This is a genomic window from Aquabacterium sp. (assembly GCF_036273115.1).
In the GTDB taxonomy this organism is placed as follows: domain Bacteria; phylum Pseudomonadota; class Gammaproteobacteria; order Burkholderiales; family Burkholderiaceae_C; genus Aquabacterium.
In genome coordinates this window covers 358,474-381,412 of the sequence record NZ_DASUIN010000002.1, presented here as the reverse complement: position 1 = coordinate 381,412, position 22,939 = coordinate 358,474, and the positions used below count along the sequence as shown (strand labels likewise).

General features: G+C 62.2%; 24 protein-coding genes. 17 read left to right on the top strand and 7 right to left on the bottom strand.

The window, feature by feature from the left end; genetic code table 11:
* Positions 1–23: 23 nt before the first annotated feature.
* Positions 24–1,019: a hypothetical protein gene (locus VFW72_RS02500; protein WP_329672679.1), complete on the top strand. Its 996-nt coding sequence runs from the start codon at positions 24–26 to the stop codon at positions 1,017–1,019.
* Positions 1,016–2,737, top strand: a complete 1,722-nt coding sequence (recJ, locus tag VFW72_RS02495; RefSeq protein ID WP_329672678.1) for a single-stranded-DNA-specific exonuclease RecJ — start codon at positions 1,016–1,018, stop codon at positions 2,735–2,737. Before VFW72_RS02500 ends, recJ begins: the two co-directional genes overlap by 4 nt.
* 31 nt (positions 2,738–2,768) lie before the next feature.
* Here the strand turns inward: recJ and VFW72_RS02490 are convergent, their stop codons facing one another.
* From VFW72_RS02490 to flgA, 3 genes are all read right to left on the bottom strand, one after another.
* Positions 2,769–3,164: a hypothetical protein gene (locus tag VFW72_RS02490; RefSeq protein ID WP_329672677.1), complete on the bottom strand. Its 396-nt coding sequence runs from the start codon at positions 3,162–3,164 to the stop codon at positions 2,769–2,771.
* 30 nt (positions 3,165–3,194) lie between these two features.
* Positions 3,195–3,500, bottom strand: coding sequence for a flagellar biosynthesis anti-sigma factor FlgM (gene flgM / locus VFW72_RS02485; protein WP_329672676.1), 306 nt, complete (start codon positions 3,498–3,500; stop codon positions 3,195–3,197).
* Between the two features lie 126 nt (positions 3,501–3,626).
* The gene (gene flgA, locus VFW72_RS02480) at positions 3,627–4,403 is read right to left on the bottom strand and encodes a flagellar basal body P-ring formation chaperone FlgA (RefSeq protein WP_329672675.1); all 777 of its coding nucleotides are present in this window, start codon (positions 4,401–4,403) and stop codon (positions 3,627–3,629) included.
* Between the two features lie 128 nt (positions 4,404–4,531).
* Here flgA and flgB point away from each other — a divergent pair, with 128 nt between their 5' ends.
* From flgB to VFW72_RS02405, 15 genes are all read left to right on the top strand, one after another.
* Positions 4,532–4,969 carry a flagellar basal body rod protein FlgB gene (flgB, locus tag VFW72_RS02475; protein WP_329672674.1) on the top strand — a complete coding sequence of 146 codons (438 nt, stop codon included), beginning with the start codon at positions 4,532–4,534 and terminating at the stop codon, positions 4,967–4,969.
* 23 nt (positions 4,970–4,992) lie between these two features.
* Positions 4,993–5,403, top strand: coding sequence for a flagellar basal body rod protein FlgC (gene flgC / locus VFW72_RS02470; protein ID WP_329672673.1), 411 nt, complete (start codon positions 4,993–4,995; stop codon positions 5,401–5,403).
* A 25-nt stretch (positions 5,404–5,428) separates the two neighbouring features.
* Positions 5,429–6,100, top strand: coding sequence for a flagellar hook assembly protein FlgD (locus VFW72_RS02465; RefSeq protein ID WP_329672672.1), 672 nt, complete (start codon positions 5,429–5,431; stop codon positions 6,098–6,100).
* Between the two features lie 44 nt (positions 6,101–6,144).
* Positions 6,145–7,488, top strand: a complete 1,344-nt coding sequence (gene flgE, locus VFW72_RS02460; protein WP_329672671.1) for a flagellar hook protein FlgE — start codon at positions 6,145–6,147, stop codon at positions 7,486–7,488.
* Positions 7,489–7,525: 37 nt separating this feature from the next.
* Entirely contained in the window at positions 7,526–8,260 is a 735-nt protein-coding gene (gene flgF / locus VFW72_RS02455; protein ID WP_329672670.1) for a flagellar basal-body rod protein FlgF, read from the top strand.
* A 31-nt stretch (positions 8,261–8,291) separates the two neighbouring features.
* Positions 8,292–9,074: a flagellar basal-body rod protein FlgG gene (flgG, locus tag VFW72_RS02450; RefSeq protein WP_329672669.1), complete on the top strand. Its 783-nt coding sequence runs from the start codon at positions 8,292–8,294 to the stop codon at positions 9,072–9,074.
* A complete protein-coding gene (locus tag VFW72_RS02445; protein WP_329672668.1) occupies positions 9,074–9,763 on the top strand; it encodes a flagellar basal body L-ring protein FlgH in 690 nt (229 codons plus the stop codon). The genes flgG and VFW72_RS02445 overlap by 1 nt, the downstream gene beginning before the upstream one ends.
* 42 nt (positions 9,764–9,805) lie before the next feature.
* Positions 9,806–10,936 (top strand): flagellar basal body P-ring protein FlgI, encoded by a 1,131-nt coding sequence (locus tag VFW72_RS02440; protein WP_329672667.1) that lies wholly within the window; start codon positions 9,806–9,808, stop codon positions 10,934–10,936.
* Positions 10,936–11,844 (top strand): flagellar assembly peptidoglycan hydrolase FlgJ, encoded by a 909-nt coding sequence (gene flgJ / locus VFW72_RS02435; protein ID WP_329672666.1) that lies wholly within the window; start codon positions 10,936–10,938, stop codon positions 11,842–11,844. Before VFW72_RS02440 ends, flgJ begins: the two co-directional genes overlap by 1 nt.
* Positions 11,845–11,864: 20 nt before the next feature.
* Complete coding sequence (flgK, locus tag VFW72_RS02430) at positions 11,865–13,850, top strand: flagellar hook-associated protein FlgK (RefSeq protein WP_329672665.1); 1,986 nt, start codon at positions 11,865–11,867, stop codon at positions 13,848–13,850.
* Between the two features lie 11 nt (positions 13,851–13,861).
* Positions 13,862–15,061, top strand: a complete 1,200-nt coding sequence (flgL, locus tag VFW72_RS02425) for a flagellar hook-associated protein FlgL (RefSeq protein ID WP_329672664.1) — start codon at positions 13,862–13,864, stop codon at positions 15,059–15,061.
* Between the two features lie 18 nt (positions 15,062–15,079).
* Positions 15,080–16,285, top strand: coding sequence for an EAL and HDOD domain-containing protein (locus VFW72_RS02420; protein ID WP_329672663.1), 1,206 nt, complete (start codon positions 15,080–15,082; stop codon positions 16,283–16,285).
* A 134-nt stretch (positions 16,286–16,419) separates the two neighbouring features.
* Positions 16,420–16,755 carry a hypothetical protein gene (locus VFW72_RS02415; protein ID WP_329672662.1) on the top strand — a complete coding sequence of 112 codons (336 nt, stop codon included), beginning with the start codon at positions 16,420–16,422 and terminating at the stop codon, positions 16,753–16,755.
* 188 nt (positions 16,756–16,943) lie between these two features.
* A complete protein-coding gene (locus tag VFW72_RS02410; protein ID WP_329672661.1) occupies positions 16,944–18,812 on the top strand; it encodes a hypothetical protein in 1,869 nt (622 codons plus the stop codon).
* A gap of 17 nt (positions 18,813–18,829) precedes the next feature.
* Positions 18,830–19,882, top strand: a complete 1,053-nt coding sequence (locus VFW72_RS02405; protein ID WP_329672660.1) for a serine/threonine protein kinase — start codon at positions 18,830–18,832, stop codon at positions 19,880–19,882.
* 19 nt (positions 19,883–19,901) lie between these two features.
* Here the strand turns inward: VFW72_RS02405 and VFW72_RS02400 are convergent, their stop codons facing one another.
* From VFW72_RS02400 to VFW72_RS02385, 4 genes are read right to left on the bottom strand one after another with little or no spacing between them, the layout of a single operon-like run.
* A complete protein-coding gene (locus VFW72_RS02400) occupies positions 19,902–20,342 on the bottom strand; it encodes a hypothetical protein (protein ID WP_329672659.1) in 441 nt (146 codons plus the stop codon).
* Between the two features lie 8 nt (positions 20,343–20,350).
* On the bottom strand, positions 20,351–21,085 hold the full coding sequence (locus VFW72_RS02395) for an FAD:protein FMN transferase (RefSeq protein ID WP_329672658.1): 735 nt from the start codon (positions 21,083–21,085) through the stop codon (positions 20,351–20,353).
* Positions 21,082–21,651, bottom strand: coding sequence for an FMN-binding protein (locus VFW72_RS02390; protein WP_329672657.1), 570 nt, complete (start codon positions 21,649–21,651; stop codon positions 21,082–21,084). Before VFW72_RS02390 ends, VFW72_RS02395 begins: the two co-directional genes overlap by 4 nt.
* Positions 21,651–22,910, bottom strand: coding sequence for a hypothetical protein (locus VFW72_RS02385; protein ID WP_329672656.1), 1,260 nt, complete (start codon positions 22,908–22,910; stop codon positions 21,651–21,653). The genes VFW72_RS02390 and VFW72_RS02385 overlap by 1 nt, the downstream gene beginning before the upstream one ends.
* Between the last annotated feature and the right edge of the window lie 29 nt (positions 22,911–22,939).

Sequence of the window (22,939 nt, the reverse complement as noted above, 5' to 3'; positions counted from 1 at the left end):
TGTACTCATTCGATAATGCCACCATGAGTGTCCCGACCGTCACCCACTGGGTTCTGCCCTTTGCTTCGAGTCTGTCCGAACCGTGCCAGCATGCGCTGCCGCGCCTGGGGCAGGACCCGGCCTTGCCCAATTTGCAGCAACTGCTGCAACGCCTGCAACCTTCGAGCCGCCTGGAAGGCGACGAGTTCGACCTGACCCTGCCCCACGAAAAGTGGCTGGCCCGCCAGATGGGCTGGAACCCCGATCAGGCGCCCTGGGCACTCTGGTGGGCCCGACAAGATGGCGTGGCCCTTGACACCGACCGCCCCTGGGGCCTGATGAGCCCGTGCCACTGGCTGATGGGCCGTGACCACCTGACCTTGCTGGACCCGCAGGCTTTGGCTCTGACCGCCACCGAATCCCGCGAATTGCTGGAGGCCATTCGCCCGCTGTTCGAAAGCGAGGGCTGGAAGCTGGTCTGGGGCGCCCCCACACGCTGGTACGTGTCGCACGAATCGCTGCGCGACCTGCCCACGGCCTCGTTGGACCGCGTCATTGGCCGCAACCCCGACCTCTGGCTGAACGACCACCCGCAGGCTCGCTTGCTGCGCCGACTGCAAAGCGAAGTGCAGATGCTGCTGTACCAGCACCCCTCGCACGACGAGCGCCAGGCGCGCGGCGCCCTGACGGTGAACTCGTTCTGGCTGAGCGGCTGCGGCCAATTGCCTGCGGGCGAGGCCTGGTCCACCGGCCAGCATGACATTCAGCTCGTCACCACCCTCAGGCAGCCCCTGTTGGCCGACGACATGTTGGCCTGGCTGCAAGCCTGGAAAAAACTCGACGCCTCGGTGCTGCAAGACGCGGTGGCCCGCCTGGACAGTGGCGAATCCATCATGCTGACCCTGTGCGGCGAGCGCCATGCCCAGACTTGGGCGCAGCCCTCGAACAACGCAGGCTGGCTCACGGGCATACGGCAAACCCTGCGCCGCTGGATGCCCTCACGTCGCCCCGACCTGCCCGCCTTGCTCAAAGACCTATGAACATCATTCACCGCGACGTCCCTCCCCGTGCCGCCTGGGCCCTGGAGCAAGCTGGCGTTCACCCCTTGCTGGCCAGACTGTTTGCCGCACGAGGCGTGCGCCAGGCTGAAGAGCTGGACGACACCCCCGCCAAACTGCTGCCCCCAGCAGATCTCAAGGGCGCAGCGCAAGCGGCCGTGCTGCTGGCCGACGCCCTTGAGCAGGGCCAGCGCATCTGCATCGTGGCCGACTACGACTGCGACGGCGCGACCGCCTGTGCCGTGGGGCTGCGTGGTTTGCGCATGCTGGGCGCCAAGGCCGATCAAGTGGACTATGTGGTGCCCGACCGGGCGGTGCATGGCTATGGGTTGACGCCCCCCATCGTCGATCTGGTCAAGGCCAAACGGGCCGACGTGCTGGTGACTGTGGACAACGGCATGGCCAGCCATGAAGCCGTTCGCAAAGCCCATGAGCTGGGGTTGAAGGTGCTGATTACCGATCACCACTTGCCCGTGGTCACAGACCAAGGTGAGGTCAGCCTGCCCGACGCCGATGTGATCGTGAACCCCAACCAGCCTGATTGCCCGTTCGCCAGCAAGGCGCTGGTCGGTGTGGGCGTGATGTTCTACGTGTTGCTGGCGCTGCGCGCCGAATTGCGCCAGCGTGGCGCCTTCGAGGCCGCCCAGCAGCCTCGCATCGACGCTTTGCTCGACCTGGTCGCCCTGGGCACGATTGCCGATGTGGGCAAGCTTGACGCGAACAACCGCCGCCTCGTCAGCCTGGGCCTGAAGCGCATTCGCAGCGGGCGCATGCAAGCCGGCATTGCTGCCTTGTTCGAGGCAGCTGGCCGTGATCCTGCCAAAGCCAGTAGTCAAGACTTTGGTTTTGCGCTGGGTCCGCGGGTGAACGCCGCAGGCCGCCTGGCAGAAATGGGGCTGGGCATTGAATGCCTGACCTGCGACGACCCGGGCCGTGCGCTGGAGCTGGCACGCCAGCTCGACGCCATCAACCGCGAGCGCCGTGAACTGGAAAGCGGCATGCGCGACCAGGCTGAGCAACTGCTCGAGTCGCTGATGCCGGAGGGTGAACCGCCACACGCCATCGCCATCTTCGACCCCGACTTCCATGAAGGTGTGGTGGGCATCGTGGCCTCACGTCTGAAAGATCGCCTGCACCGCCCGACCTTCGTGTTCGCCCTGGGGCAAGACGGCTTGCTCAAAGGCTCCGGGCGCTCGATTCCTGGCTTTCACCTACGCGATGCCCTCGATCTGGTCAGCAAACGTCACCCGGGCTTGCTGAAGAAGTTTGGCGGACACGCCATGGCGGCCGGTTGCACCATTGCCGAGGAAGACTTTGACACCTTCGACCAGGCTCTGCAAAAAGTGGCGCGAGAAGGATTGGACGCCAGCCTGCTGGCCCGACAGATCAGCACCGATGGCCCGCTCGAGCCCCAATGGTTCAGCGCCGAAACCGTGGCCGCACTCGACAGCGCCGTGTGGGGACCGGGCTTCGAGCCGCCGGTTTTCAGCGACGAGGTCGATGTGGTGGGGCAGCGCCTGGTGGGCGAACGCCACCTGAAATTGAGCCTGCGTGTGCAAGGTCAGGTTCGCGATGGAATCTGGTTCGGTCGTACCGAGCCGCTGCCAGCCAAAACGCAATTGGCATTCCGCGTCAGCCTGGATGAATTCCAGGGACGTCAGCGGGTGCAACTGATGGTCGAGGGAATGGCGGAAGGCTGAGCCCGCTGCCGTCAGCCTGGGTCAGCCCAGGTCAGACGCCCCGATAGGCCTTCGCCACACGGCCAGCGCCGGGGGCTTCATACGTGGGCGAGGCCTCACGCGGCAGCAGGATGTCCAGCGTGCGCTCGATGGCGGCACCGGCACGGTGCACCAGAGCCTGCTGGGCGGTGATGCGCGCTTGCGCCAGCACCAGACGTTGCTTCAATTCCGGGCTGATGGGGCTTTTGCCCTCATGCGCAGCATGCCGGAATGCGGCCAGGGAATCGGCCAGACTGCGTTGCAACTGCTGCCCTACTTGCTCTATGGCAGCAGGGTCTCCGGCCACCAAAGCGGCATCCAGGTCACTCAGGCGCTGTTCAATGTCGGTCACATGGGCAGACAAATCCAGCGCCTGGGCGACGGTGTCGGAGCGAGCGGCGTCAGTCATTCGGGTACTACGTGTGCACTACGACACAAATCAGTTGGAACTGCGCTTCAGAAGTTCCTGCGCATTGGCGATCAACTTGTCGGCAATGACTTCGGCATCGACTTGATACGTGCCGTTGTCAATGGATTGCTTGACCTTGTCGACCTTGTCGGCGTCAAAATCAGGGTCCATGCCGGAAATCAGGCTGGAAGCCATGGGCGACAGAGAAACCTTGGCGCTTTGCGAGACGCCGCCGTCGAGGGACTTTGTCTTGCCTGGGGCCGTGGTTGAGGCCCCCTCGGCCCGCTGGCTCGCCGAGCCACCGAGTGCTTTATCGATAGGGTTGCCGATCTTCATGATGTACTCCTTTGACTCGGTCTTTTCCGAGTGGTCACATCCGCGATATCGACGCGGCCTGTTCTGACTTTAATGCCAAACACCGAAACCCCCTTGTACAGGGGGGTGCAATCGGCAATAAGTGTTTCATAAGACCAACTCCACTTGCCGATCGCCCACGGGCTGGGCGCACACAACGCGGCCATTATCGGTGCGAACTCGCGCGCACCGCCCCTCGTCACCTGGGGTCAGTGCCGTTCCTTCAGATGAAATCTGAAAACCCGAGCCCTTGACCACCACGCGAACCGGGTCGCCGGCGGCAAACCAGCGACGCAATTTGATGTCTTCCTGGCGGATGCTCTGGCCGGGTTCAATGTTGCGCACCACGGCACGCCCCACGATGTCGGTCAGGTTCACGACGGCCGGCGAGGGGCTGGCCGCCAGATCGACCTCTGCCACGCGCAAATCAGCCGCATTGACCAAGGCCCCCGGGCGCAGCGGCACCACAGCGACCAAGGCTTGACCGTAGACCTTCACGGTCACCGGCCAGAACACATTCCAGCGGGTGACGCCCTGCTCGCAACGCAGACCGACACGGCTGCGCCCCCAAAGAGGCACCCCGGTTGGCACATAGGCGCGCACTTTTTCACAAGGCGCCAGTTTCAGCCGTGGGTCGAGTTGACCCAATTCGACCTGAACTCGACGCGGCTTGTCTTCTTCCAGGGCTTGCGCAGTGCTTGCCCCGGTGGTGGACTGAGTCCGGACAAATTCTTCAATCGTGGCCTGCAGGGTATCGCCCTGCGCAAAGGCCGGTAAGGCCAGCGACGCCACGGCGGCCACCCACGCCCACAACCAGGCCCGGAGCAATGCCACCGAGCGCGATGAGGCGCGAGATGTCTGGGAGGGGGTGAGAGTCGGTTTCATGGTGGCTTGACTCTACGGATCTGGCCGAGCCATGAGGGAGCGAAATGAGGCAGGAAAGCCCGCTTATTCGCGCTCATGTTTTTCCGTCAGGCCGTCAACATGTCCAGCAAGCTGCGTGGAGAAGCGCCATGTTGAACCGATTGACCGATACCTTGAATTTCCAGGCCGAAGCCCTGTCGCTGCGGTCTGAGCGCCAGCGCCTGATTGCCAGCAACATCGCCAACGCGGACACGCCCGGCTATGTCAGCAAGGACTTTGATTTCTCGACCGCGCTGCGTCAAGCCACCGGCCAACGCTCGGTGGGTGACTCTTCTATCGGCACGACTCGCCTGCAACTTCAGGGTGCCAACCCCGGCCATCTGGGTTTGAACGGCGCCCCAGCCGGCAGCCGCGCTGAACCCGAACTGGGCTACGCCGCCGCATCTCAAACGAATCTGGACAGCAACACGGTCGACCTGGACCGCGAACGGGCCAACTTCGCCGACAACACCGTGCGCTACGAAGCCACGCTGCGCTTCATCAACTCGCAGGTCCGTACGCTCAACACGGCCATCACCGGTCAGTAAGACGGTTAGCTAAGGAGATCATCATGTCGATGTTCAAGATCTTCAACGTGTCAGGCAGCGCGGTCAGCGCGCAGTCTCAGCGCCTGAATGTGGTCGCATCCAACCTGGCCAATGCCGACACCGTGGCTGGGCCCGACAAGTCGCCTTACAAGGCCCGCCAGGTGGTGTTCAGCACCACCCCCATGGGCGAAGTGGGCACCGCGGGCGTGACGGTCTCTCAGATCACCGAAGACAACACCCCCGGTCGCCGCGTGCTCGACCCCAAACACCCGCAAGCCGACGCCGATGGCTACGTGACCTACAGCAACGTCAATTCCGTGGAAGAGATGGTCAACATGATCTCTGCCTCGCGGTCCTACCAGAACAACATCGAGGTCATGAACACGACCAAGAGCCTGCTGATGAAGACCCTGCAAATGGGTCAAGGCAGCTGATCCCCCCCTACCTAGAGGCTGAACCATGACCACCACCACCGCGACCTCCGGCACCTCCGGGTTGGATGCCTATCTGGCCAACCAGAAGACCTCGACGGCTCAAAACACGACCGACGCCACCGCCGATCGCTTCCTGAAACTGCTCGTGACCCAGATGCAGAACCAGGACCCGCTCAACCCCATGGACAACGCCCAGGTGACGAGCCAGATGGCCCAGATCAACACGGTCACGGGCATCGACAAGCTCAACAACACCGTCAAGGACATTGGCACCAACTTTGGCCAACTGCAACTGCTGCAGGCCGCCAACATCGTCGGCCACAGCGTGCTGGTGGACGGCAACGAGTTGAACCTCGACACCAATGGCAAGACCGGTGGAGCCTATGAGCTCGATGCCAACGCGCGCAACGTGAACATCGAAGTGCTGTCGTCAGCCGGCGTGGTGGTGGACACCATCAGCCAAGGCGCTACGACCTCCGGTCGACATGATTTCACCTGGACCCCTCCCGAGGGCGTCAGCAAGGACCAGTCTTTCACATTCCGTGTCAAGGCGACCAATGGCACCACCAAGGTGGGCGCCAACACCTTGATGCTGGATCAGGTCGATGCCGTCAGCAATGCCAGCACAGGCGGCGTCAACCTGGAACTTCGCAACAGCGGCACAGTGGCTTACAGCAAGGTCAAGGCCGTGGGCTGATCAGCTCAATCTCTGCATTACTCAAACATTGAAAGGATCACACCATGGGCTTCCAACAAGGTCTTTCCGGTCTGAACGTCTCCTCCCGCAACCTGGAGGTGATTGGCAACAACGTGGCCAACGCGAGCACCTACGGTGCCAAAGCCTCGCGTGCTGAGTTCGCCGACATGTATGCTGCCGCATTGACCGGCGCGGGCACCAGTAACGTCGGTATTGGTGCCACCGTGGCCTCTGTCTCGCAGCAGTTCACGCAGGGCAACATCACCACCACGGATAGCCCGATGGATCTGGCCATCAACGGCAACGGCTTTTTCCAGGTCACCGACGGGGCCAAGCCCGTGATGTACAGCCGCAATGGCCAATTCAAGGTCAACCGCGACGGCTTCATCATCAACAACCAGGGCCACAAGCTGCTCGGCTACCAGGCTGACAACCAAGGCACCATCATCTCTGGCGCAGCCAGCCCACTGCAGTTGCCCACCTCGGGCATTGCCCCACGCGCCACCGATGAGATCAATCTGGAAATGAACTTTGACTCTCGTCAGGCTGTACCGTCTCAGACCCCGGTCGATTTCAGCGACCCACGGACCTACAACTTCTCGACCTCGCAAACCGTCTTCGACGCCAAGGGCCAGGCTGTCAGCCTGAACTACTACTTCGTCAAGACCGGGGCCGACAATTGGGACATGTATGCCACGGCCAATGGCACACCGATTCAGGATGACGGTGGCACTCCGGCCCGAGCCATGCGCGTGGCCTCGATGACCTTCCCTGCCGCCGGTGGCACCGCGACCAACACCACGGGTCTGAACAACCCGGGAGATGCCGGCACCATCTCCACGTATGACGGCACCGGCGCAGTCACATCGACTGTCACCAACGGCATGTTCACCCTTCCAACCATTCCATCGGCCACGCTGACGGGTGGCGCCCTCACGGAGCAGATTCCGGGCATCCGGATGGACATGTCGAAGTCAACCGAATACGGCTCGACCTTCAGCGTGACCAACCTGGGCCAGACCGGCTACGCCCCTGGCCAGTTGTCGAGCATCTCGATTGACTCCAGCGGCGTGATCATGGCGCGCTACTCGAACGGCCAGTCCAAACCGGCGGGCCAAGTCGAACTGGCCACCTTCCGCAACCCACAAGGTCTGTCACCCCAAGGTGGCAATGAGTGGTCCAGCACGTTTGCCTCAGGCGACCCGATCACGGGTGTGCCAGGTGCGGGCAACCTGGGCTTGCTGCAGTCTGGCGCGCTGGAGGAATCGAACGTCGACCTGACCGGTGAACTGGTCAACATGATGGTGGCGCAACGCATGTATCAGGCCAACGCACAGACCATCAAGACCGAAGACCAGGTGTTGCAGACCCTGGTGAACATGCGCTGATGCACTGCGCTGAACAGGCCGGACCAAGGAGTTCCACATGGACCGCATGATTTATCTGGGCATGACCGGTGCCAAGACCAATATGCAACGGCAAGACGTGCTGGCCAACAACCTGGCCAACGCGAGCACCACCGGCTTTCGCGCCGAGTTGCAGGCCGTGCGCGCCGTGCCGGTTCGTGGCGATGGCGCCAGCACCCGCGTGTACGCGCTGGAAACCACGGTGGGCTACGACGACTCGGCCGGCCCGATCAACTTCACGGGTCGCAACCTCGATGTCGCCATGCAAGGCAAATCCTGGATGGCCGTGCAGGGTCTGGACGGCACCGAGGCCTATACCCGTTTCGGCTCACTGACCGTGAACACCGAAGGCACCTTGATGACCCAGAACGGCTTGACCGTGATGGGCGATGGCGGCCCCATCACCCTGCCGGCCAACACCGAGCCCAGCATTGCCCCGGACGGCACCGTCAGCGCCAAACAGGCCAACGGTCGCAGCACCACAGTGGGTCGAATCAAGATGGTGATCCCCGAGACCAAGCTGGTTCGGGGAGAAGACGGTCTGTTTCGCGGTGCCGATGGCAATGATCTGCCAGCCAACCCCAATGCGCGCCTCCAGGACCGATCCCTGGAAGGCTCGAACGTGAACCCGATTGAAAACATGGTGGCGATGATTTCCGCTGCACGCCAGTTCGAAACCCAGATGAAGTTGCTGCAGACCGCCGAGGCGGACGAGAAAGCCGCAACGCAACTGTTGTCAGGCAGCGGAGCCTGACCCTTAATCCTGTAGTCAAAGGAGAACGGCCATGATGCGTTCACTGTGGATCTCGAAGTCCGGCATGGAAGCCCAGCAAACTCAGCTGGATCACATCTCGAACAACCTCGCCAACAGCGGCACCAACGGCTACAAGCGCTCGCATGCGGTGTTTGAAGACCTGATGTATCAGAACCTGCGCCAAAGTGGCGCCAACAGTTCTGAACAAACGCAGCTGCCCACAGGCTTGCAAGTCGGCCTGGGCGTACGCCCCGTCGCCACTTCTCGCCTGTTCACCCAGGGCAACCTGCAATCGAGCAGCAACAGCATGGACGTGGCCATCAACGGCAATGGCTTCTTCCAGATTCAGATGCCCGACGGCACCACTGGCTACACCCGCGACGGCTCCTTCAAGCTCGATGCCCAGGGCCAGATCGTGACCAACAACGGCTATCTGGTTCAACCCGGCATCACCGTGCCGGCCAACGCCACAAGCCTGACCATCGGCAACGATGGCACGGTCTCGGCGCTGCTGCCCGGCCAAGCTACCCCGCAAAACCTGGGTCAGATCCAGCTGGCCACTTTCATCAATCCGGCCGGCCTTGACCCTCGCGGCCAGAACATCTTCACGGAAACGGCTTCGTCCGGCACACCGCAAACGTCTGCCCCCGGCACCAACAGCATGGGCACCCTGTCGCAGGGGTTTGTGGAAACGTCGAACGTGAACGTGGTGGAAGAGCTGGTCTCGATGATTCAGACCCAACGCGCCTACGAGCTGAACTCGAAGGCGATCCAGACCTCGGATCAGATGCTGCAACGCCTGGGACAACTGTGATGAAACACCTGTCGTCTAACCGTCTGATGGCCTGGGCCGCAATGGCCCTGGGCTCGCTGGCCCTGAGCGGATGCATGGCCACGGCCCCAACGGTGGACGTCGTCGAGCCGACCCAGGCTCGACCCGAGGCCTCACGCTACGCCCCAACCAACAATGGCGCGATCTTTCAAGCTGCCAGCTACCGTCCACTTTATGAAACCTACCGTGCACGCATGGTGGGCGACATCGTGACGGTGACGATTGACGAAAAGATTTCCGCCAAGCAGGAAACCACCAGCAAGATCGAAAAATCGGGCACGGTGGGGGGTGCGATCACGGCAGTTCCCCTCATCCGTGCCGATCAACTCGGCAAGCTGGATGTGAACGGCAAGTCGGCCAATACCTTTGACGGCAAGGGCAGCACCGAGAGCAGCAACAACTTCTCGGGCATCATCACCTGCACCGTCGTCGAGGTGCTGCCCAACGGGCACCTCATCATCTCGGGTGAGAAGCAGATCGGTGTCGCCAAGAACGTCGACATCCTGAAATTCTCCGGCCAGATCGACCCGGTCACCATTCAGCCCGGCAACACGGTGTCATCCACCCAGATTGCCAACGTCCGCATCGAGCAAAAGGGCCGCGGCGCCCAGTCGGATGCGCAAGGAATAGGCTGGCTAGCACGCTTCTTTTTGAACATTCTCCCGTTCTAAAGTTCGTAAAAATGGGGTCGAACCTTCTAGAAAGTCGGCCCCATGAACACCACCGATCGCATCCTCAAATGGCTCATCGCCATGGCCTTCACGGCCGCTACGGCTGCCATGTGGTGGCCTGTGGAAGCCCACGCGGTTCGACTCAAGGAAATCGCGGCGGTTCAGGGGGTTCGCCCTAACCAATTGATGGGCTACGGCCTGGTCGTGGGCCTGGACGGCACCGGCGACCAAACCACCTCAGCCCCCTTCACCGCCCAAAGTCTCAACGCCATGCTGCAGCAGCTGGGCATCACGGTGCCCGCAGGTGCAGCCATGCAGCTCAAGAACGTGGCCGCCGTGCTGGTCACGGCCACCCTGCCCCCCTTTGCCCAGCCTGGCCAGGCTGTGGACGTGAACGTGTCTTCGCTGGCCAACGCCAAATCTTTGCGCGGCGGCACCCTGATCGCCACTCCCCTGAAGGGCAACGATGGCCAGATTTATGCGATGGCCCAGGGCAATCTGATCGTGGGCGGCGCAGGTGCCTCAGCTGGCGGTGCCAAGGTCCAGATCAACCACCTCAGTGCAGGCCGCATCCCCGCTGGCGCCACAGTGGAGCGCAGTGTGCCCACCCCGTGGCTGCAGAGCTCCGTGGTGCAACTGGACTTGCAGTCTGACGACTTCAACACCGCTCGCGAGGTGGCCGACACCATCAACAAGGCCAAGGGTGGCGGTGTAGCCGAAGCGCTCAACGGCCGTACGATTTCCGTGCGCCTGCCCAGCCAGCCTGGCGAGCGCGTGGCCTTCATGGCCGACCTGGAAAACCTCCCCATCGAGCGCGCCACACCAGCAGCCAAGGTCATCATCAACGCCCGTACCGGTTCCATTGTGGTCAACCAGGCCGTGGCGATTGGCCCCTGTGCCGTAGCGCACGGCAACCTGTCGGTCACCATCAGCTCGACCCCGGTCATCAGCCAACCTAGCCCCTTGTCTCAAGGGCAAACAGTGGTGGGCGAGAAGAACGACATCAAGATCAATCAGGAACCCGGCTCCTTGATCCAGCTGCCAGCGGGCACCAAGCTCACCGACGTGGTCAAGGCCCTCAACACCCTGGGCGCCAACCCGCAGGATCTGCTGGCCATCCTGCAAGCCATGAAGGCGGCGGGCGCGCTGGAAGCTGAGCTGGAGGTGATCTGATGGGTCTCTCGCAAACCGGTAACACCAACCTGAGCATGGACTTGCGGTCGCTGGACCGTTTGAAGTCGGCCTCAGGCGCGGATGCCAAGTCCGGCATCAAGGAAGCGGCCAAGCAGCTCGAAGGCCTGTTCATGCAGGAATTGATGAAGAGCATGCGCGCCTCGACCATGAACAGCGGCATGCTCGACAACGAGGCCACCGAGATGGGCACCAGCATGCTCGACACCCAGTTTGCCAACCAGATGGCAGGCATTCCGGGTGGCCTGGCCGACAAGATTGCCAAGCAACTGGAGCGCCAGATGGGCATCAAGCCCGAGGTGGATACCAGCAGCTTTGATCGCGCTGTGGCTCTGCCTACCCTGCGCACACCGCCCTCCTCTTCGGTGCAAAGCACCCAGAGCGGCAACAACGATATCGGCAACACTCGTGCGCTGTCCGCTTCGGAACGCTTTGTGCTCAAGCACCAGACCGCTGCGAAGGCCGCCGAAGCGGCCACAGGCATCCCCGCATCGAACATCCTGGGGCAGGCCGGGCTCGAGTCTGGCTGGGGCAAGCATGAAATCAAGATGCCAGATGGCAGCTCCAGTCACAACCTGTTCGGCATCAAGGCTGGGGCGGGCTGGAAGGGCAAAGTGGCAGAAGTGACAACGACCGAGTATTTCAATGGCGTTGCGAAAAAAGTCACGGCGAAATTTCGCGCCTATGACTCTTACGCCGAGGCCTTCACGGACCACGCTCGCCTATTGAGCCAAAGCCCACGCTACAGTCAAACCGTGGCTTCGGCGGATTCGGTCAAGGACTATGCCAAGGGTTTGCAAAAGGCGGGCTACGCCACCGACCCCGCCTATGCTGACAAGCTGACCAAAGCGATCAACACGACCTTGCGCGTACAGCGCTCGGTCTCTTGAGTGGCTGATCGGAGTACCCCATGGGATCTAGCATTCTCGCCCTGAGCACCCGAGCCATGCTGGCCAACACGGCCATGCTGCAAACGGTCAGCCACAACATCAGCAACGCCAACACCGAAGGCTATTCACGCCAATCGGTCGAGCTGGCAACCGAAGGGGGCCAGTTTTCCGGCGCGGGTTTCTTTGGCCGTGGTGTGCGCATTCAGACGGTTTCGCGCTCCAGCGATCAGTTCCTGACACGCGAAGCCAACGTCAACCTGGCGGCCTCGTCAGCAGACCAGACTCGCCTGGACAAGCTCAAGCAGATGGAAAAGGTCTTCCAGACCGGAGAGGCCGGCATCGGGTATGCCGCCAGCCAGATGCTCAACGCCTTTGTGGACGTGGCCAACCAGCCTCAAGACCTTTCCGCTCGCCAGGTGGCTCTGGCTCGCGCGCAGGACTTTGTCAGCCGTGCTAGCAGTGCCTCGACACAGCTGGACTCGCTGCAATCGGGTGTGCTGGCGGACATGAAGACCACCGTGGCACAGATCAACGACTACGCCAAGCAGATCGCCAGCATCAACCAGAAAATCGCGGTGGTGCAAGGCAATGGCCACAGCCCCAATGACCTGCTCGATACCCGCGACCAGTTGGTCAAGGAACTCAACACCAAGGTGCAGGTGTCAACCATCGAAGCGGGCGACGGCACGATCAGCGTCTTCATGGGCGGCGGACAGCGTCTGGTGCTGGGCAATCAGGCCGAGACCCTGAACGTGGAAGTCGATGAATTCGATGCGACCATGGGCCGGCTGTCGATCACGACCCCAAACGGCAACGCCCAACTGGATCAGGCCACCATCACCGGGGGCAGCCTCAAGGGTTTGCTTCAGACTCAGGACGAGGACATCCCTGCGGCGCGCAATCAACTCGGACAACTGGTGTCTGCCCTGGCCTGGCGAGTCAACAACCAGCAAGGACTCGGCCTGGATCTGAGCGGCAACCCTGGCGCCAGCGTGTTCGGAATCGCTGCGCCGGCGGTCTTGCCATCACGCACCAACAGCTCGTCTTTGTCTAACCCACCGGTCAGCTTGACCGTCACCGATGGGCGTGAACTTCAGGCCAGTGAATATTTGCTGGAAGAAGACCCGAACGCGCCAGGCACCCTGCGCCTGCTGCGAGACAACCAGCAAATTGCCACGAACGTCGTTGACGGAACGCAAATCGATGGGCTGCGAATCAATATCAATGGCGCCGTCCCCAGTGGAGACCAGTTTCTGCTGCGCCCGGTAGCCAATGCCGCGACCACCATCACACGGCTACTGGACAAGCCCACGGGCATTGCTGCGGCATCGCCCGTCACTGCCACGGTTTCGGCCAGCAACAAAGGCACCGCCACCCTGGCTTCCCTGTCGGTTTCCTCTGCCAACACGGTGCCTCACGGCAACGTGGAAATCGTCTTCACGGAAGACCTGAACACCACCGACAGCAGCGTCCCCTACACCCTGACCGACCTCACCAACGGCACCTCGGTGACGGGAACCTGGTCACCAGGCAACGCGATCAGCTACAACGGCTGGAACCTGAACCTCAATGGGGTGCCCAAGGGCGGCACCCAAGGGGCCAATGGGGTGGGCGACAAGATTGAAGTCAACCTCACCACCAACACGAAGAGCAACAACGGCAATGCCCTGACGATGCTGAGCATCCGCGATGAGGACATCGTCGGACGTCAGCGGGACAACAACAACCCGCTCAACGCACCCGTACCCGGTGCCAGCATCACCACGGCTTACTCGCAACTCATCGGCAACATTGGCGTGACCGTTCAAAGCGCCACCACCTCGGCTGATATTTCCGGGAAGCTGTCCGACGACTCAGAGACGCTGTTGAAGAACAAGACCGGGGTCAACCTCGACGAAGAAGCCGCCAAGATGATTCAATATCAACAAAACTATCAAGCGGCGGCCAAAGTTCTGCAAGTGGCCCAGTCTGTGTTTTCGACCCTGCTGGGCGTGTTGGGTAACTAAGGAGACTGATCATGCGCGTCAGTACCGCACACACCTACGACAAAGCCATCGAATCGCTGCAAAAGCGTCAAACCGATCTGGCTGCGGCCCAAGCACAGCTCACCACCGGCAAGAAGGTCAATGTCCCCAGCGACGACCCGATCGCCGCGGCCCGAGCAGAACGATCGCTTGCCACCATTGCACGCTCCGACGCCAATCAGCGGGCCTTGGAAGCCAGTCGCAATGCCATGCAGATCGCCGAGTCATCCATGGCCGATGCGGTCGACCTGATCCAACAGGCACGCGAAACCATCGTCTCCGCAGGCAATGCCAGCTTCACCGATTCGGAGCGCAAAAGCGTCGCCAAGAAGCTGCAGGAAATTCGCACCCAGTTGCTCACTGTGGCCAACCGTGCCGATGGGGGCGGTGGTTATGTATTCGGGGGTCAAGGCGCTGACACGCCGCCCTTCATCGACGCACCCGGCGGGGTTCAGTTTGTCGGCAAAGGAGGGGAAACGCAGGCCGCAGCCGGCGAACAGATGAACCTCACGATCGACGGTGAGAACGTCTGGCTCAAGGCCAACTCCGGCAATGGCGTATTCACGACCAGCGCAACCCTCCAATCCGGGTCAACGGCCTGGGTGACCTCAGGCTCGGTCACCAATCCCAGCGCGAATCCATACCTGACTGGGCTGTCCAACGCCCCTTACGACATTGACTTTCAGGTCAGCGGCGGCGTGACCACCTACACCGTCAACGGCGGCCCGGCCACGCCCTACGTGAGTGGACAGGCCATCGTCTTCGATGGCATGTCGGTCACCGTCAAAGGCGGGCCCGCCAATGGCGACAAGTTCACGATCTCCCCTTCGCAAAAGGACCTCAGCGTATTCAAGGCGCTGGACAACGTCATCGCCACCTTGAGCGCCAGCAACCAGAACAATGGCCAGGTCAGCCAGGCGGTCAACAAGGGGGTCGCCGACATGGACAGCGTGCTGAGCACCATGCAAGGCGCCCGTTCGGCTGTAGGCGAAACACTCAACCGCATGGATGGCACCGAAAACCGCATCAGCGCCACCAAGCTGGCCGCTCAATCGGAGCGATCCAACGCCGAAGACCTCGACATGACGGAAGCCATCTCGAGTTTCCAGGCCAAACAAACGGGCTACGACGCGGCGCTGAAGAGCTACTCCATGGTGCAGAAGATGTCCCTGTTCCAATATCTCAACTCCTAATTCAATCAGGCAGACACAATGGACCACCCCATTCTTGGTCAAGTCGCACTGGCTTACTCCCCAGTCATCGATCGCAATCGCAATGTCACTGCCACGCGCCTGAGTGTGTTCCCGCTGTCGCAAGGGGCCTCTCTTCAGCCGCAGGCCTTGCTGGCCGCCATTTCAGAGACCTGGCCCGCCGACGGTCCGCAGCTGTGGATGAACATCGTCAGCGAAAGCCTGCTGCGCGACATGCTCGCGGCCCAACCGGGCACGCACATCCTCATCGAAGTGCCCGCGTTCATGGCCAGCGACCCAAGCAACGTTGATGCCCTGTGCACCCTGCAGGCCAACGGCAGCACACTGCTGCTCAAAGGTCGCCCGCTGCAAGGACTGCCGCGCGAGGTGCTGCCCTGCTTCAAGCACTCGATCATCGACTTCGATGACGACCGTCGCATTCATCAGGATGGCGTCGAGCCCGCCACCCCACCCAGTGGCGTGATCCGCTCCATCGGGCACGTTCAGGCCGGTGTCAGCAATGTCACCGACATGGAAACGGCATTCCGCAAGGGCGCTTTCGCCGTGCTGGGCTGGCCCATCGACAACATCATTGAAGAGTCGACGCGTCCGGCCGACCAACCCGCCCTGCAAGTCATCGTGCACCTGATCGACCAGGTCCACAAAGAGGCGGAAATCGAGGATCTGGAAAACACCCTCAAGCGCGACCCGGCCCTGGCCTATAAGCTGATGCGTTACATCAATTCGCCAGCATTCGGCTTGTCGGTTGAAATCAATTCCTTCCGCCACGCCATCATGATCCTGGGTTACCAACGCCTCAAGCGCTGGCTGGCCCTGCTGCTGGCCACCGCCTCCAAGGATCCGAACATGCGCCCGGTGATGTTTGCCGCCGTGCGCCGTGGTCTGCTGATGGAAGAGCTGGGCAAGCTCAGTGGTGACGACGAACAGCGCAGCGAATTGTTCATCTGCGGCGTGTTTTCGCTGCTGGACCGCATGTTCCGCCAGCCCTTCAGCGAATTGCTGAAGACCATTCCGGTACCAGAACGGGTCTACCAGGCGCTGGTTGACCATTCCGGCCCCTACGAGCCGTACTTCAATCTGGTGAAAGCCGTCGAGGGCAGCACCATGTATGAAATCAAGGAGGCCGCAGACAACATGCTGCTGACCTTCCAGGACATCAACGAAGCCGTGTTGCGCGCACTCAAAGCGGCGAGCCAGCTCGAATAAGCGCTTGCCCTGCCGCGACCCAGGGGCCCACACGGGCCCTTTTTTGATTCGTGAAAGGATTCACACCCCCCACCCCCTCAAACACAGGGTTAACCCTTGCGTGCGCGGGTGCAGTCGCTATCCTTGGCGACATCATGAATCCCGTCACCCCTTTCATCGGCATCATCGTTCTGTGCGTGGCACTGACGGTCAACTTCTTCCGTGCCGCCTGGAAGCTGGGCATCTTGCGGGCATTCGGCCGGCGCAAGACCATTCGCTGGCGTACCCTGATCGCGGGCGCGTTGGCTGCCTGTCTGCCCTTTTCTGGCGCGATGGCCGCCATGCTGATCGTGCCCTCTGCCGACGGCAGCAATACCGTGCCCATTTCAGCCCTTGATCTGTCCTGGCAACTGGCCCTTGCCGGCCTGGTCACCCATCTGGTCAACGACAAGCTGATGCATTGGGGCACAGGCAAAACTGCCCAGCGTTGACCTCAGCGAAATAGGCCGGCTAGGCCCGGCATTTCCGCTTTTCCAGGTTGGGCGTCGGCCTCAACAATCGGGGAGCGCGCATCCGCGTGGGTGCGCCCCGATTCGAGGCCGTATCCATGAATGCCATCTCGCCCATCAGGTCCCCCCGCCTGGCACGTCTCCTCGCCACCCTGGCAGCCCTTGCGGCAATGGCACTCACCGCGGGATGCGGCGGAAGTGGTGGAGGCTCCAACTCGGGCCCGGGAGACACCAGCCCAGGACAAACTGGCACCCCTGCCAGCGAAGTCGGTCCGTTCACCGTTTCCGGGGTCGCGGCCATTGGCGCGCCTTTGCTCGGAGCCACGGTCACAGTGGTCGACGGCAAGGGGGTAGAACAAGGCCGCACTCGTACCAATACGTCAGACGGCAGCTACGCCGTCGCCCTGACCGGCTCGCACATCCCACTGCCGCTCTTGATCCAGGCCTCAGGGGTCGACATGACCGGCAAGCCTGTGATCCTGCACTCCGTCGTGCAAACCAGCACGACGGGTGCTACCCGAGGCACGGCCAACATCACCAGCATCACCGACGCAATCGTGGCCATGTTGCTGGGTGCCGACCCTGCAACTCAGTTTCAATCTGCCAGCTCGCTGGCCAGCACCTGGACCCTGCTGGCTGATGCCACTGCGCTGAAAAACGCGTCCGATCTGGTCAAAGCCATCGCCAAACCGGTGATCACCGACACCAAGGTCGCCGATGCCGCCAAGATCGACTTCTTCCAGGATGCCAGCTTCAGCGCCAACAAGACCGGTGCTGATGCCATTCTGGAAGGGCTCCACATCCAGGTCGGCAAAGACCGCGCCGGACGAGATCAACTCGAGTTCAGCAGCCGACTCAAGCAACCCTCTGATCCAGAGGTCACCGTCAACCTCAGCGTCGCCCGTACGCAATTGGCCTTGGGCAGCACAGGCAAAGTTGCCAATGCCATCACATCAAGTGCCAAAGTCACCACCAGCGCAACCACTTTGCTCAACAACGTGGGCACGCTCGACAACCTCGGCATCGCACTCAACCGAGCGCTGGCAGAACGCAACACCTCCGGCATGATCATGGTCTTGCCGATCTATTCGAACACCTACGGTAGCCACAATGGCGTCGCCATCGATGCCCTGGCCGCGCAACTGGCCCAATACGGTAGCAACGGCTGGCAACTCAGCCGGTTCCAGTTCACCGGCTGCGCCGACGACCCCATGCCAGCCAAAGGCTGTAACCTGGCTCAGGTATCTGCCCTGTTGAGCAATGCCACCGGTCAGGTCGTCGGCGTGTTCGACAACGTCGTGAAATACGAGGCCTCAACCGGCTGGGTGTTCCAGGGCAACGGCAAGCTCAGCAACTGGTCGGTCATTCCCGCTGCATGGCGTGCCTGGAATTCAACAGGGCAATCGACAGGCTCGGGCCAAGGGGTGCAGTTGTCGATCAAGCCGATCACCGACACCCTCTTCTCCAGCCTGACTCTGCCCAGCGGCTACACCGTGCAATTGCTCGACTGTCAGATGGGCAACTGGTGTCTGTCGGCCACCGCTACGGGCGACCTCCTCACCGACTCATTCCTGCAAGCAGGCACCCTGGGCTGGTATGGCGCGCAGCAAGACTCCACGCGCGGCGCGATCTACCGACTCTCGGCGCAAGCCATCCTGGCGCAGGAAGTATCGACTGCCATCCTGCCCCAGGACGTGCCGACGGAAGCCAGTGCGACGGCCTTCCCTCTGCCGGATGGACTGGCAGCCGGATCACCACTGACCTGCACTCAAATTCTCGCAGGGACGCGTGTGACCTGGAACAGCTGGGCCGCGAGTAACCCCACCTTGCGCATGCAGTCGGTTTACAGCGTGGTGACCGGTGCCGCTCACCTGCCCTGGGTGCAAACCGCATCGGTCACGCCCTTGTCGGACACCGTCACCGACGTGCCGGCGGTGGTCAGCCCGCCCGCATCCCCCACGGCCTGCCAACTGTGGATGGTGGCGCACGACAAGCTGGGCCGACGCTACATCAGCCGCATCGTCGCAGCGATCCCCTGAATGACCTAAGATCGGGCATGCCTTCCATGCCCGACTCTGGCGCACCGCACGCCACCGCTGACACCCCCTTCGCCGAGCTGACCCCAGACCGGGTGCTCGACACCCTGCAGGACTTCGGCGTGTTCGGCGACGGGCGTCTGCTGCAACTCAATTCCTACGAGAACCGCGTCTTTCAAGTCGGGCTGGAAGATGGCGGCATGGTCGTGGCCAAGTTCTATCGCCCTGGCCGCTGGACCACCGATCAGATCCTCGAAGAACACGACTTCGCCCACGAACTGCTGGCCGCCGAAGTGCCTGTGGTGGCCCCACTGACACTGACCTGCGCCGATGAAAGCCGCCTGCGAGGGGTGCCCCCCACCCTGGGCTGCGATGGCGACATACGCGTGGCGGTGTGCCCGCGCAAAGGCGGCCGCGGCCCCGAACTGGAAGACCCTGAAGTGCTGAGCTGGATTGGTCGCTTTCTGGGGCGACTGCACAGTGTGGGCAGCCGACGCGCCTTCGCCTACCGCACGACCCTGGGTGTGGAGCAGACCGGTCGGCAGGCGCAGCGTTGGCTGCTCGAAAACGACATCATTCCCCCGGATCAGATCCGCCCCTGGCAACAAGCCTGCGAGCAAGCACTGGACCTGGCCCAAGCCGCTTTTGATCGGACTGACGGCCTGACACTGCGCCGACTGCATGGCGATTGCCACATCGGCAACATTCTGTGGACCCCGGACGGCCCGCACTTCGTGGACCTGGACGACGCCTGCATGGGCCCAGCGGTTCAAGACTTCTGGATGCTGCTCAGCGGCGACCCGCAACAGCGCCAGGCTCAGCTGTACGCCTTGCTGGATGGCTATGAATCCATCATCGACTTCGATTGGCACGAACTGCGTCTGATTGAAGCACTACGGGCTTTGCGCATGGTTCACCACAGCGCCTGGCTGGCACGGCGCTGGCATGACCCGGCCTTCCCCGCCGCCTTTCCCTGGTTTGGCAACGGCACCTACTGGCAACAGCAAACCGATTTGTTGCGCCAGCAAATCGAAGTGATGCAAGAGCAGGCGCAAGACACGCCCTGGCCCTGAATACGTTCTCGACGCAGCGTCAGCGGCGGCGGTGAAACACAAACACCAACGCCATCAGCACCCCGGCGGCACCATGCGCCAGGCCCAAGGCATCACGCCAGCCCTCGGGCACCCAGTAGTACAAGGCGTAGCCAGACAGGGCCAGCGCCGCGATCAAAGCCAACAAGGCCACGCCATCGCCCACCCGTTTGCGCAAGCGCCAGCCCAACAGCACATGGGTGCCAGACAGGCGCCCCACCAGAAAGACCATGGCCAGCATGGCAGCCCCATGCAACTTCATCAAAGGGGCTTCCCAGGGGCTGGGCAAGCCTTCCATCTCAGGCCGCGCCAGAGCGGGCCATGCCAGGAAATGAATACTCAGCCACAAGCCACCCGTGACTACCAGGGCCAGCAGCAAGGCGTGAAGAGACCAACGCAGCCAAGGCCGCAACGCGTGTCGTCGATGGGGATGAAATACCATGCCCGGCATCATGCATGAACCCAGGCCTGCGCCTGGAAAAAATCCAGCCAGGGGGTCGATTTTTCGAGTCCGGCCAGCGCCACCACCTTCGTCAGGGCATCGGCTTGCGCGCAGGCAGGTGCCGCCACCGTCACATGCAAGCTCTTGCCCGAACCGTGCAAGACCGACCTCGCGTCTGGACCGAAGTAGCTGGTGGCCAAGGCCGCGTCTTTGACGTCGCCCCAGCGGCGTACGCCGCCTGCGGCTTCGTCACGCAAGTCCACAGGCAAGGCCATGCCACGGACACGCAGGTCGCCCCCGGCGTTCACCCAGGCCACCGGCACAAGGCGGTCAGCCAAGGCACCGATGGCCACGTCAACCGCGTAGCCTTTGGCAATGCCACCCAAGTCGATGGACACCCCCTCATCCAGCTTGACCCAGTAGCCGTTGGCATCCAGATCCCATCGCCCAGTGCCCAAGGCCACATCAAACAAACCGCCGGTTTGGGCGTGCAATTGGGCCGCCAGGCCCAGCACCTCACGGGTATGCCGGTTGATGGCCAAGGGCTGGCCCACTGAGGCACGATGAAATCGGCTCACATCGCTGTCAGGGTCGAACCGAGACATGGCGCGCTGCACTTGCGCAACCACAGCAAAGGTGTCGGCGATGGCCTGATGGGCCACGCCCATGTCCAAGGCCCCCAACGGCACCCCTATTTCAACCAAGGTCCCCAGCAAAGGCTGGGCACGCCGCAACACCGTCATCCGCCCACCAACTGCCCATTGGCACGCGCAGCCTCCACCACCGCCACAATGCGCTTGACCCCCTCGGTCACGTGCGAGCAGGACAAGGTGGCCCCGCTGATGTTGGCAATGTCCTGCCCCGTTTTCAGAGCCGACTGCGGGCCCTTGCCCACGAACTGCTGGCGCCAGGCCGGCAGGCGCACCTCGCCGCCATGGCTTTCTCGGTAAGACAAGATCTCGATTTGCCGCACCGTGCCATCCAGCTGCACCGCCACCGCATAGGTGATCAGCTCAAACTTGCCCACCACGTTGTCGACCACCACGAAGCCCAAGGTCTTGCCACCTTGGCTGGCCACCACCACTTTCCACTGTGCCGAGCGGGCTGGCATGCCCAAGCGCTGCTGCAGCGCTTGCAGCTGGGCTGCATCCAAGCGCACATCGCGCACCTCGAATCGGTCGGCGGTCGGGAACATCAGCTGCTGGGCCTGCTGCGGGCTGAGGTAGTCCACCGCGAAAGCCGCAGTGGGTGCCAAAGCGGTCAGGGCCAGCGGCACCACCGCCAAGCCCGTAGAAGGTCGCATCGACATCAGAAACTCCAGCCCAAACCGAGATTCAGACGATTGTCGTTGCTGTTTTGCTTGAAGCGTTGCACGTCGGCTTTCACCACGACGCCCGAACCCACGGCCAGGTTCGCGCCCACGGTGATGACACGCTCGGCCTTGGCCGCAGCAGGGGTCAGGCCCGCACCGAGGTCGGCATAGGCTTCACGGGTGTTGAACTCCTCCCAACGCACAAACGGCGACAAGGTCAGGTCCCCGTTCGACCACAGCTTGTAGGCAGCCTGGGTGTACCAACCACTGAAACGCGATGGCACCAGATAGTCATTGCCCACCAGGGTCTGGTTGAAATCGGCCGTGCGCGAAATGGTGCCCTGGGCATACAGAGCCGACAGGTCCCAAGCGCCCGGGGTGTAGCGCGCATGCAGATCCCACAAGGTCACGCCCATCTTGGGCACCCCTGCGTCGCCGTGGTCACCCTGCCCCGTGAACAAGGCGGTGCCCAGTTGCAGGCCCGGCACACCACGCCAGTTCACGGCACCGAAGAAGCCCCAATCGCGCGAGCGGGCTTGCGACATTTCCTGGTGCACCGCGCCCAAGGGCGACTCAGCGGTTTCCGCATCGGTTGAATCCCACTTGGTCAGGTTGAACCCCGTGCTGACGCCAGCCTGCACCGTCACACCACGATCCAGCTCGCCCACAAACTGCACCCCGCCCTCGCGCCAGGTGCTGGGAATGATGGCGGTTTCCACGAAATTGCGCTCCACACCGTAATACGCCGTGGGTTCATGGTTCTCGTTGAGCAGGCCCATGGGCATGACGAACAAACCGGCGCGGGCAGCCCAGCGATCACTCAACTGGCGCTCCACATAAGCCTGCTCGATCGCGACTTCACCGGCATCGTCAGCCGAGGTGACTGCATGCTCGACCTCGACTTCGGCCACCAGTTTGGTCTTCGGATCAAATCGGTGCTGAAAGCCGAGCACGAAACGAGTCAGATCAGCGCTGTTGCGGGCGGTGTCCTTGTTATAGAAACGGGCGCCCATCTCGCCATAGCTGGTCAGCACCGTGGCAGCCTCAACCGTCGCACCATTGGCGACAGATGCATTTTGCAAAGCCGATTGAGCGGCCGATTGAGAGGCCAATTGGGCTTTGACCGCGGCCAACTCGCTACTGAGTTGATCAACCTTCGCAGCCAAATCTGCCGACTGTGCGTGAGCTGGCAAAGACATCAAGGCGCAGGCGGCAGCCAGGCAGGCCAGGCGGAAAGCGTGGTGAGCTTGTTTCATGGTGAGAGCTTTCAATGAATATTCGAAAA

What these genes read in the sequence shown, in the direction of transcription:
- VFW72_RS02500 (WP_329672679.1), top strand. Translation starts at nt 24, where the DNA reads ATGAGTGTCCCGACCGTCACCCACTGGGTTCTGCCCTTTGCTTCGAGT.
- recJ (WP_329672678.1), top strand. Translation starts at nt 1,016, where the DNA reads ATGAACATCATTCACCGCGACGTCCCTCCCCGTGCCGCCTGGGCCCTG.
- VFW72_RS02490 (WP_329672677.1), bottom strand. Translation starts at nt 3,164, where the DNA reads ATGACTGACGCCGCTCGCTCCGACACCGTCGCCCAGGCGCTGGATTTG.
- flgM (WP_329672676.1), bottom strand. Translation starts at nt 3,500, where the DNA reads ATGAAGATCGGCAACCCTATCGATAAAGCACTCGGTGGCTCGGCGAGC.
- flgA (WP_329672675.1), bottom strand. Translation starts at nt 4,403, where the DNA reads ATGAAACCGACTCTCACCCCCTCCCAGACATCTCGCGCCTCATCGCGC.
- flgB (WP_329672674.1), top strand. Translation starts at nt 4,532, where the DNA reads ATGTTGAACCGATTGACCGATACCTTGAATTTCCAGGCCGAAGCCCTG.
- flgC (WP_329672673.1), top strand. Translation starts at nt 4,993, where the DNA reads ATGTCGATGTTCAAGATCTTCAACGTGTCAGGCAGCGCGGTCAGCGCG.
- VFW72_RS02465 (WP_329672672.1), top strand. Translation starts at nt 5,429, where the DNA reads ATGACCACCACCACCGCGACCTCCGGCACCTCCGGGTTGGATGCCTAT.
- flgE (WP_329672671.1), top strand. Translation starts at nt 6,145, where the DNA reads ATGGGCTTCCAACAAGGTCTTTCCGGTCTGAACGTCTCCTCCCGCAAC.
- flgF (WP_329672670.1), top strand. Translation starts at nt 7,526, where the DNA reads ATGGACCGCATGATTTATCTGGGCATGACCGGTGCCAAGACCAATATG.
- flgG (WP_329672669.1), top strand. Translation starts at nt 8,292, where the DNA reads ATGATGCGTTCACTGTGGATCTCGAAGTCCGGCATGGAAGCCCAGCAA.
- VFW72_RS02445 (WP_329672668.1), top strand. Translation starts at nt 9,074, where the DNA reads ATGAAACACCTGTCGTCTAACCGTCTGATGGCCTGGGCCGCAATGGCC.
- VFW72_RS02440 (WP_329672667.1), top strand. Translation starts at nt 9,806, where the DNA reads ATGAACACCACCGATCGCATCCTCAAATGGCTCATCGCCATGGCCTTC.
- flgJ (WP_329672666.1), top strand. Translation starts at nt 10,936, where the DNA reads ATGGGTCTCTCGCAAACCGGTAACACCAACCTGAGCATGGACTTGCGG.
- flgK (WP_329672665.1), top strand. Translation starts at nt 11,865, where the DNA reads ATGGGATCTAGCATTCTCGCCCTGAGCACCCGAGCCATGCTGGCCAAC.
- flgL (WP_329672664.1), top strand. Translation starts at nt 13,862, where the DNA reads ATGCGCGTCAGTACCGCACACACCTACGACAAAGCCATCGAATCGCTG.
- VFW72_RS02420 (WP_329672663.1), top strand. Translation starts at nt 15,080, where the DNA reads ATGGACCACCCCATTCTTGGTCAAGTCGCACTGGCTTACTCCCCAGTC.
- VFW72_RS02415 (WP_329672662.1), top strand. Translation starts at nt 16,420, where the DNA reads ATGAATCCCGTCACCCCTTTCATCGGCATCATCGTTCTGTGCGTGGCA.
- VFW72_RS02410 (WP_329672661.1), top strand. Translation starts at nt 16,944, where the DNA reads ATGGCACTCACCGCGGGATGCGGCGGAAGTGGTGGAGGCTCCAACTCG.
- VFW72_RS02405 (WP_329672660.1), top strand. Translation starts at nt 18,830, where the DNA reads ATGCCTTCCATGCCCGACTCTGGCGCACCGCACGCCACCGCTGACACC.
- VFW72_RS02400 (WP_329672659.1), bottom strand. Translation starts at nt 20,342, where the DNA reads ATGGTATTTCATCCCCATCGACGACACGCGTTGCGGCCTTGGCTGCGT.
- VFW72_RS02395 (WP_329672658.1), bottom strand. Translation starts at nt 21,085, where the DNA reads ATGACGGTGTTGCGGCGTGCCCAGCCTTTGCTGGGGACCTTGGTTGAA.
- VFW72_RS02390 (WP_329672657.1), bottom strand. Translation starts at nt 21,651, where the DNA reads ATGTCGATGCGACCTTCTACGGGCTTGGCGGTGGTGCCGCTGGCCCTG.
- VFW72_RS02385 (WP_329672656.1), bottom strand. Translation starts at nt 22,910, where the DNA reads ATGAAACAAGCTCACCACGCTTTCCGCCTGGCCTGCCTGGCTGCCGCC.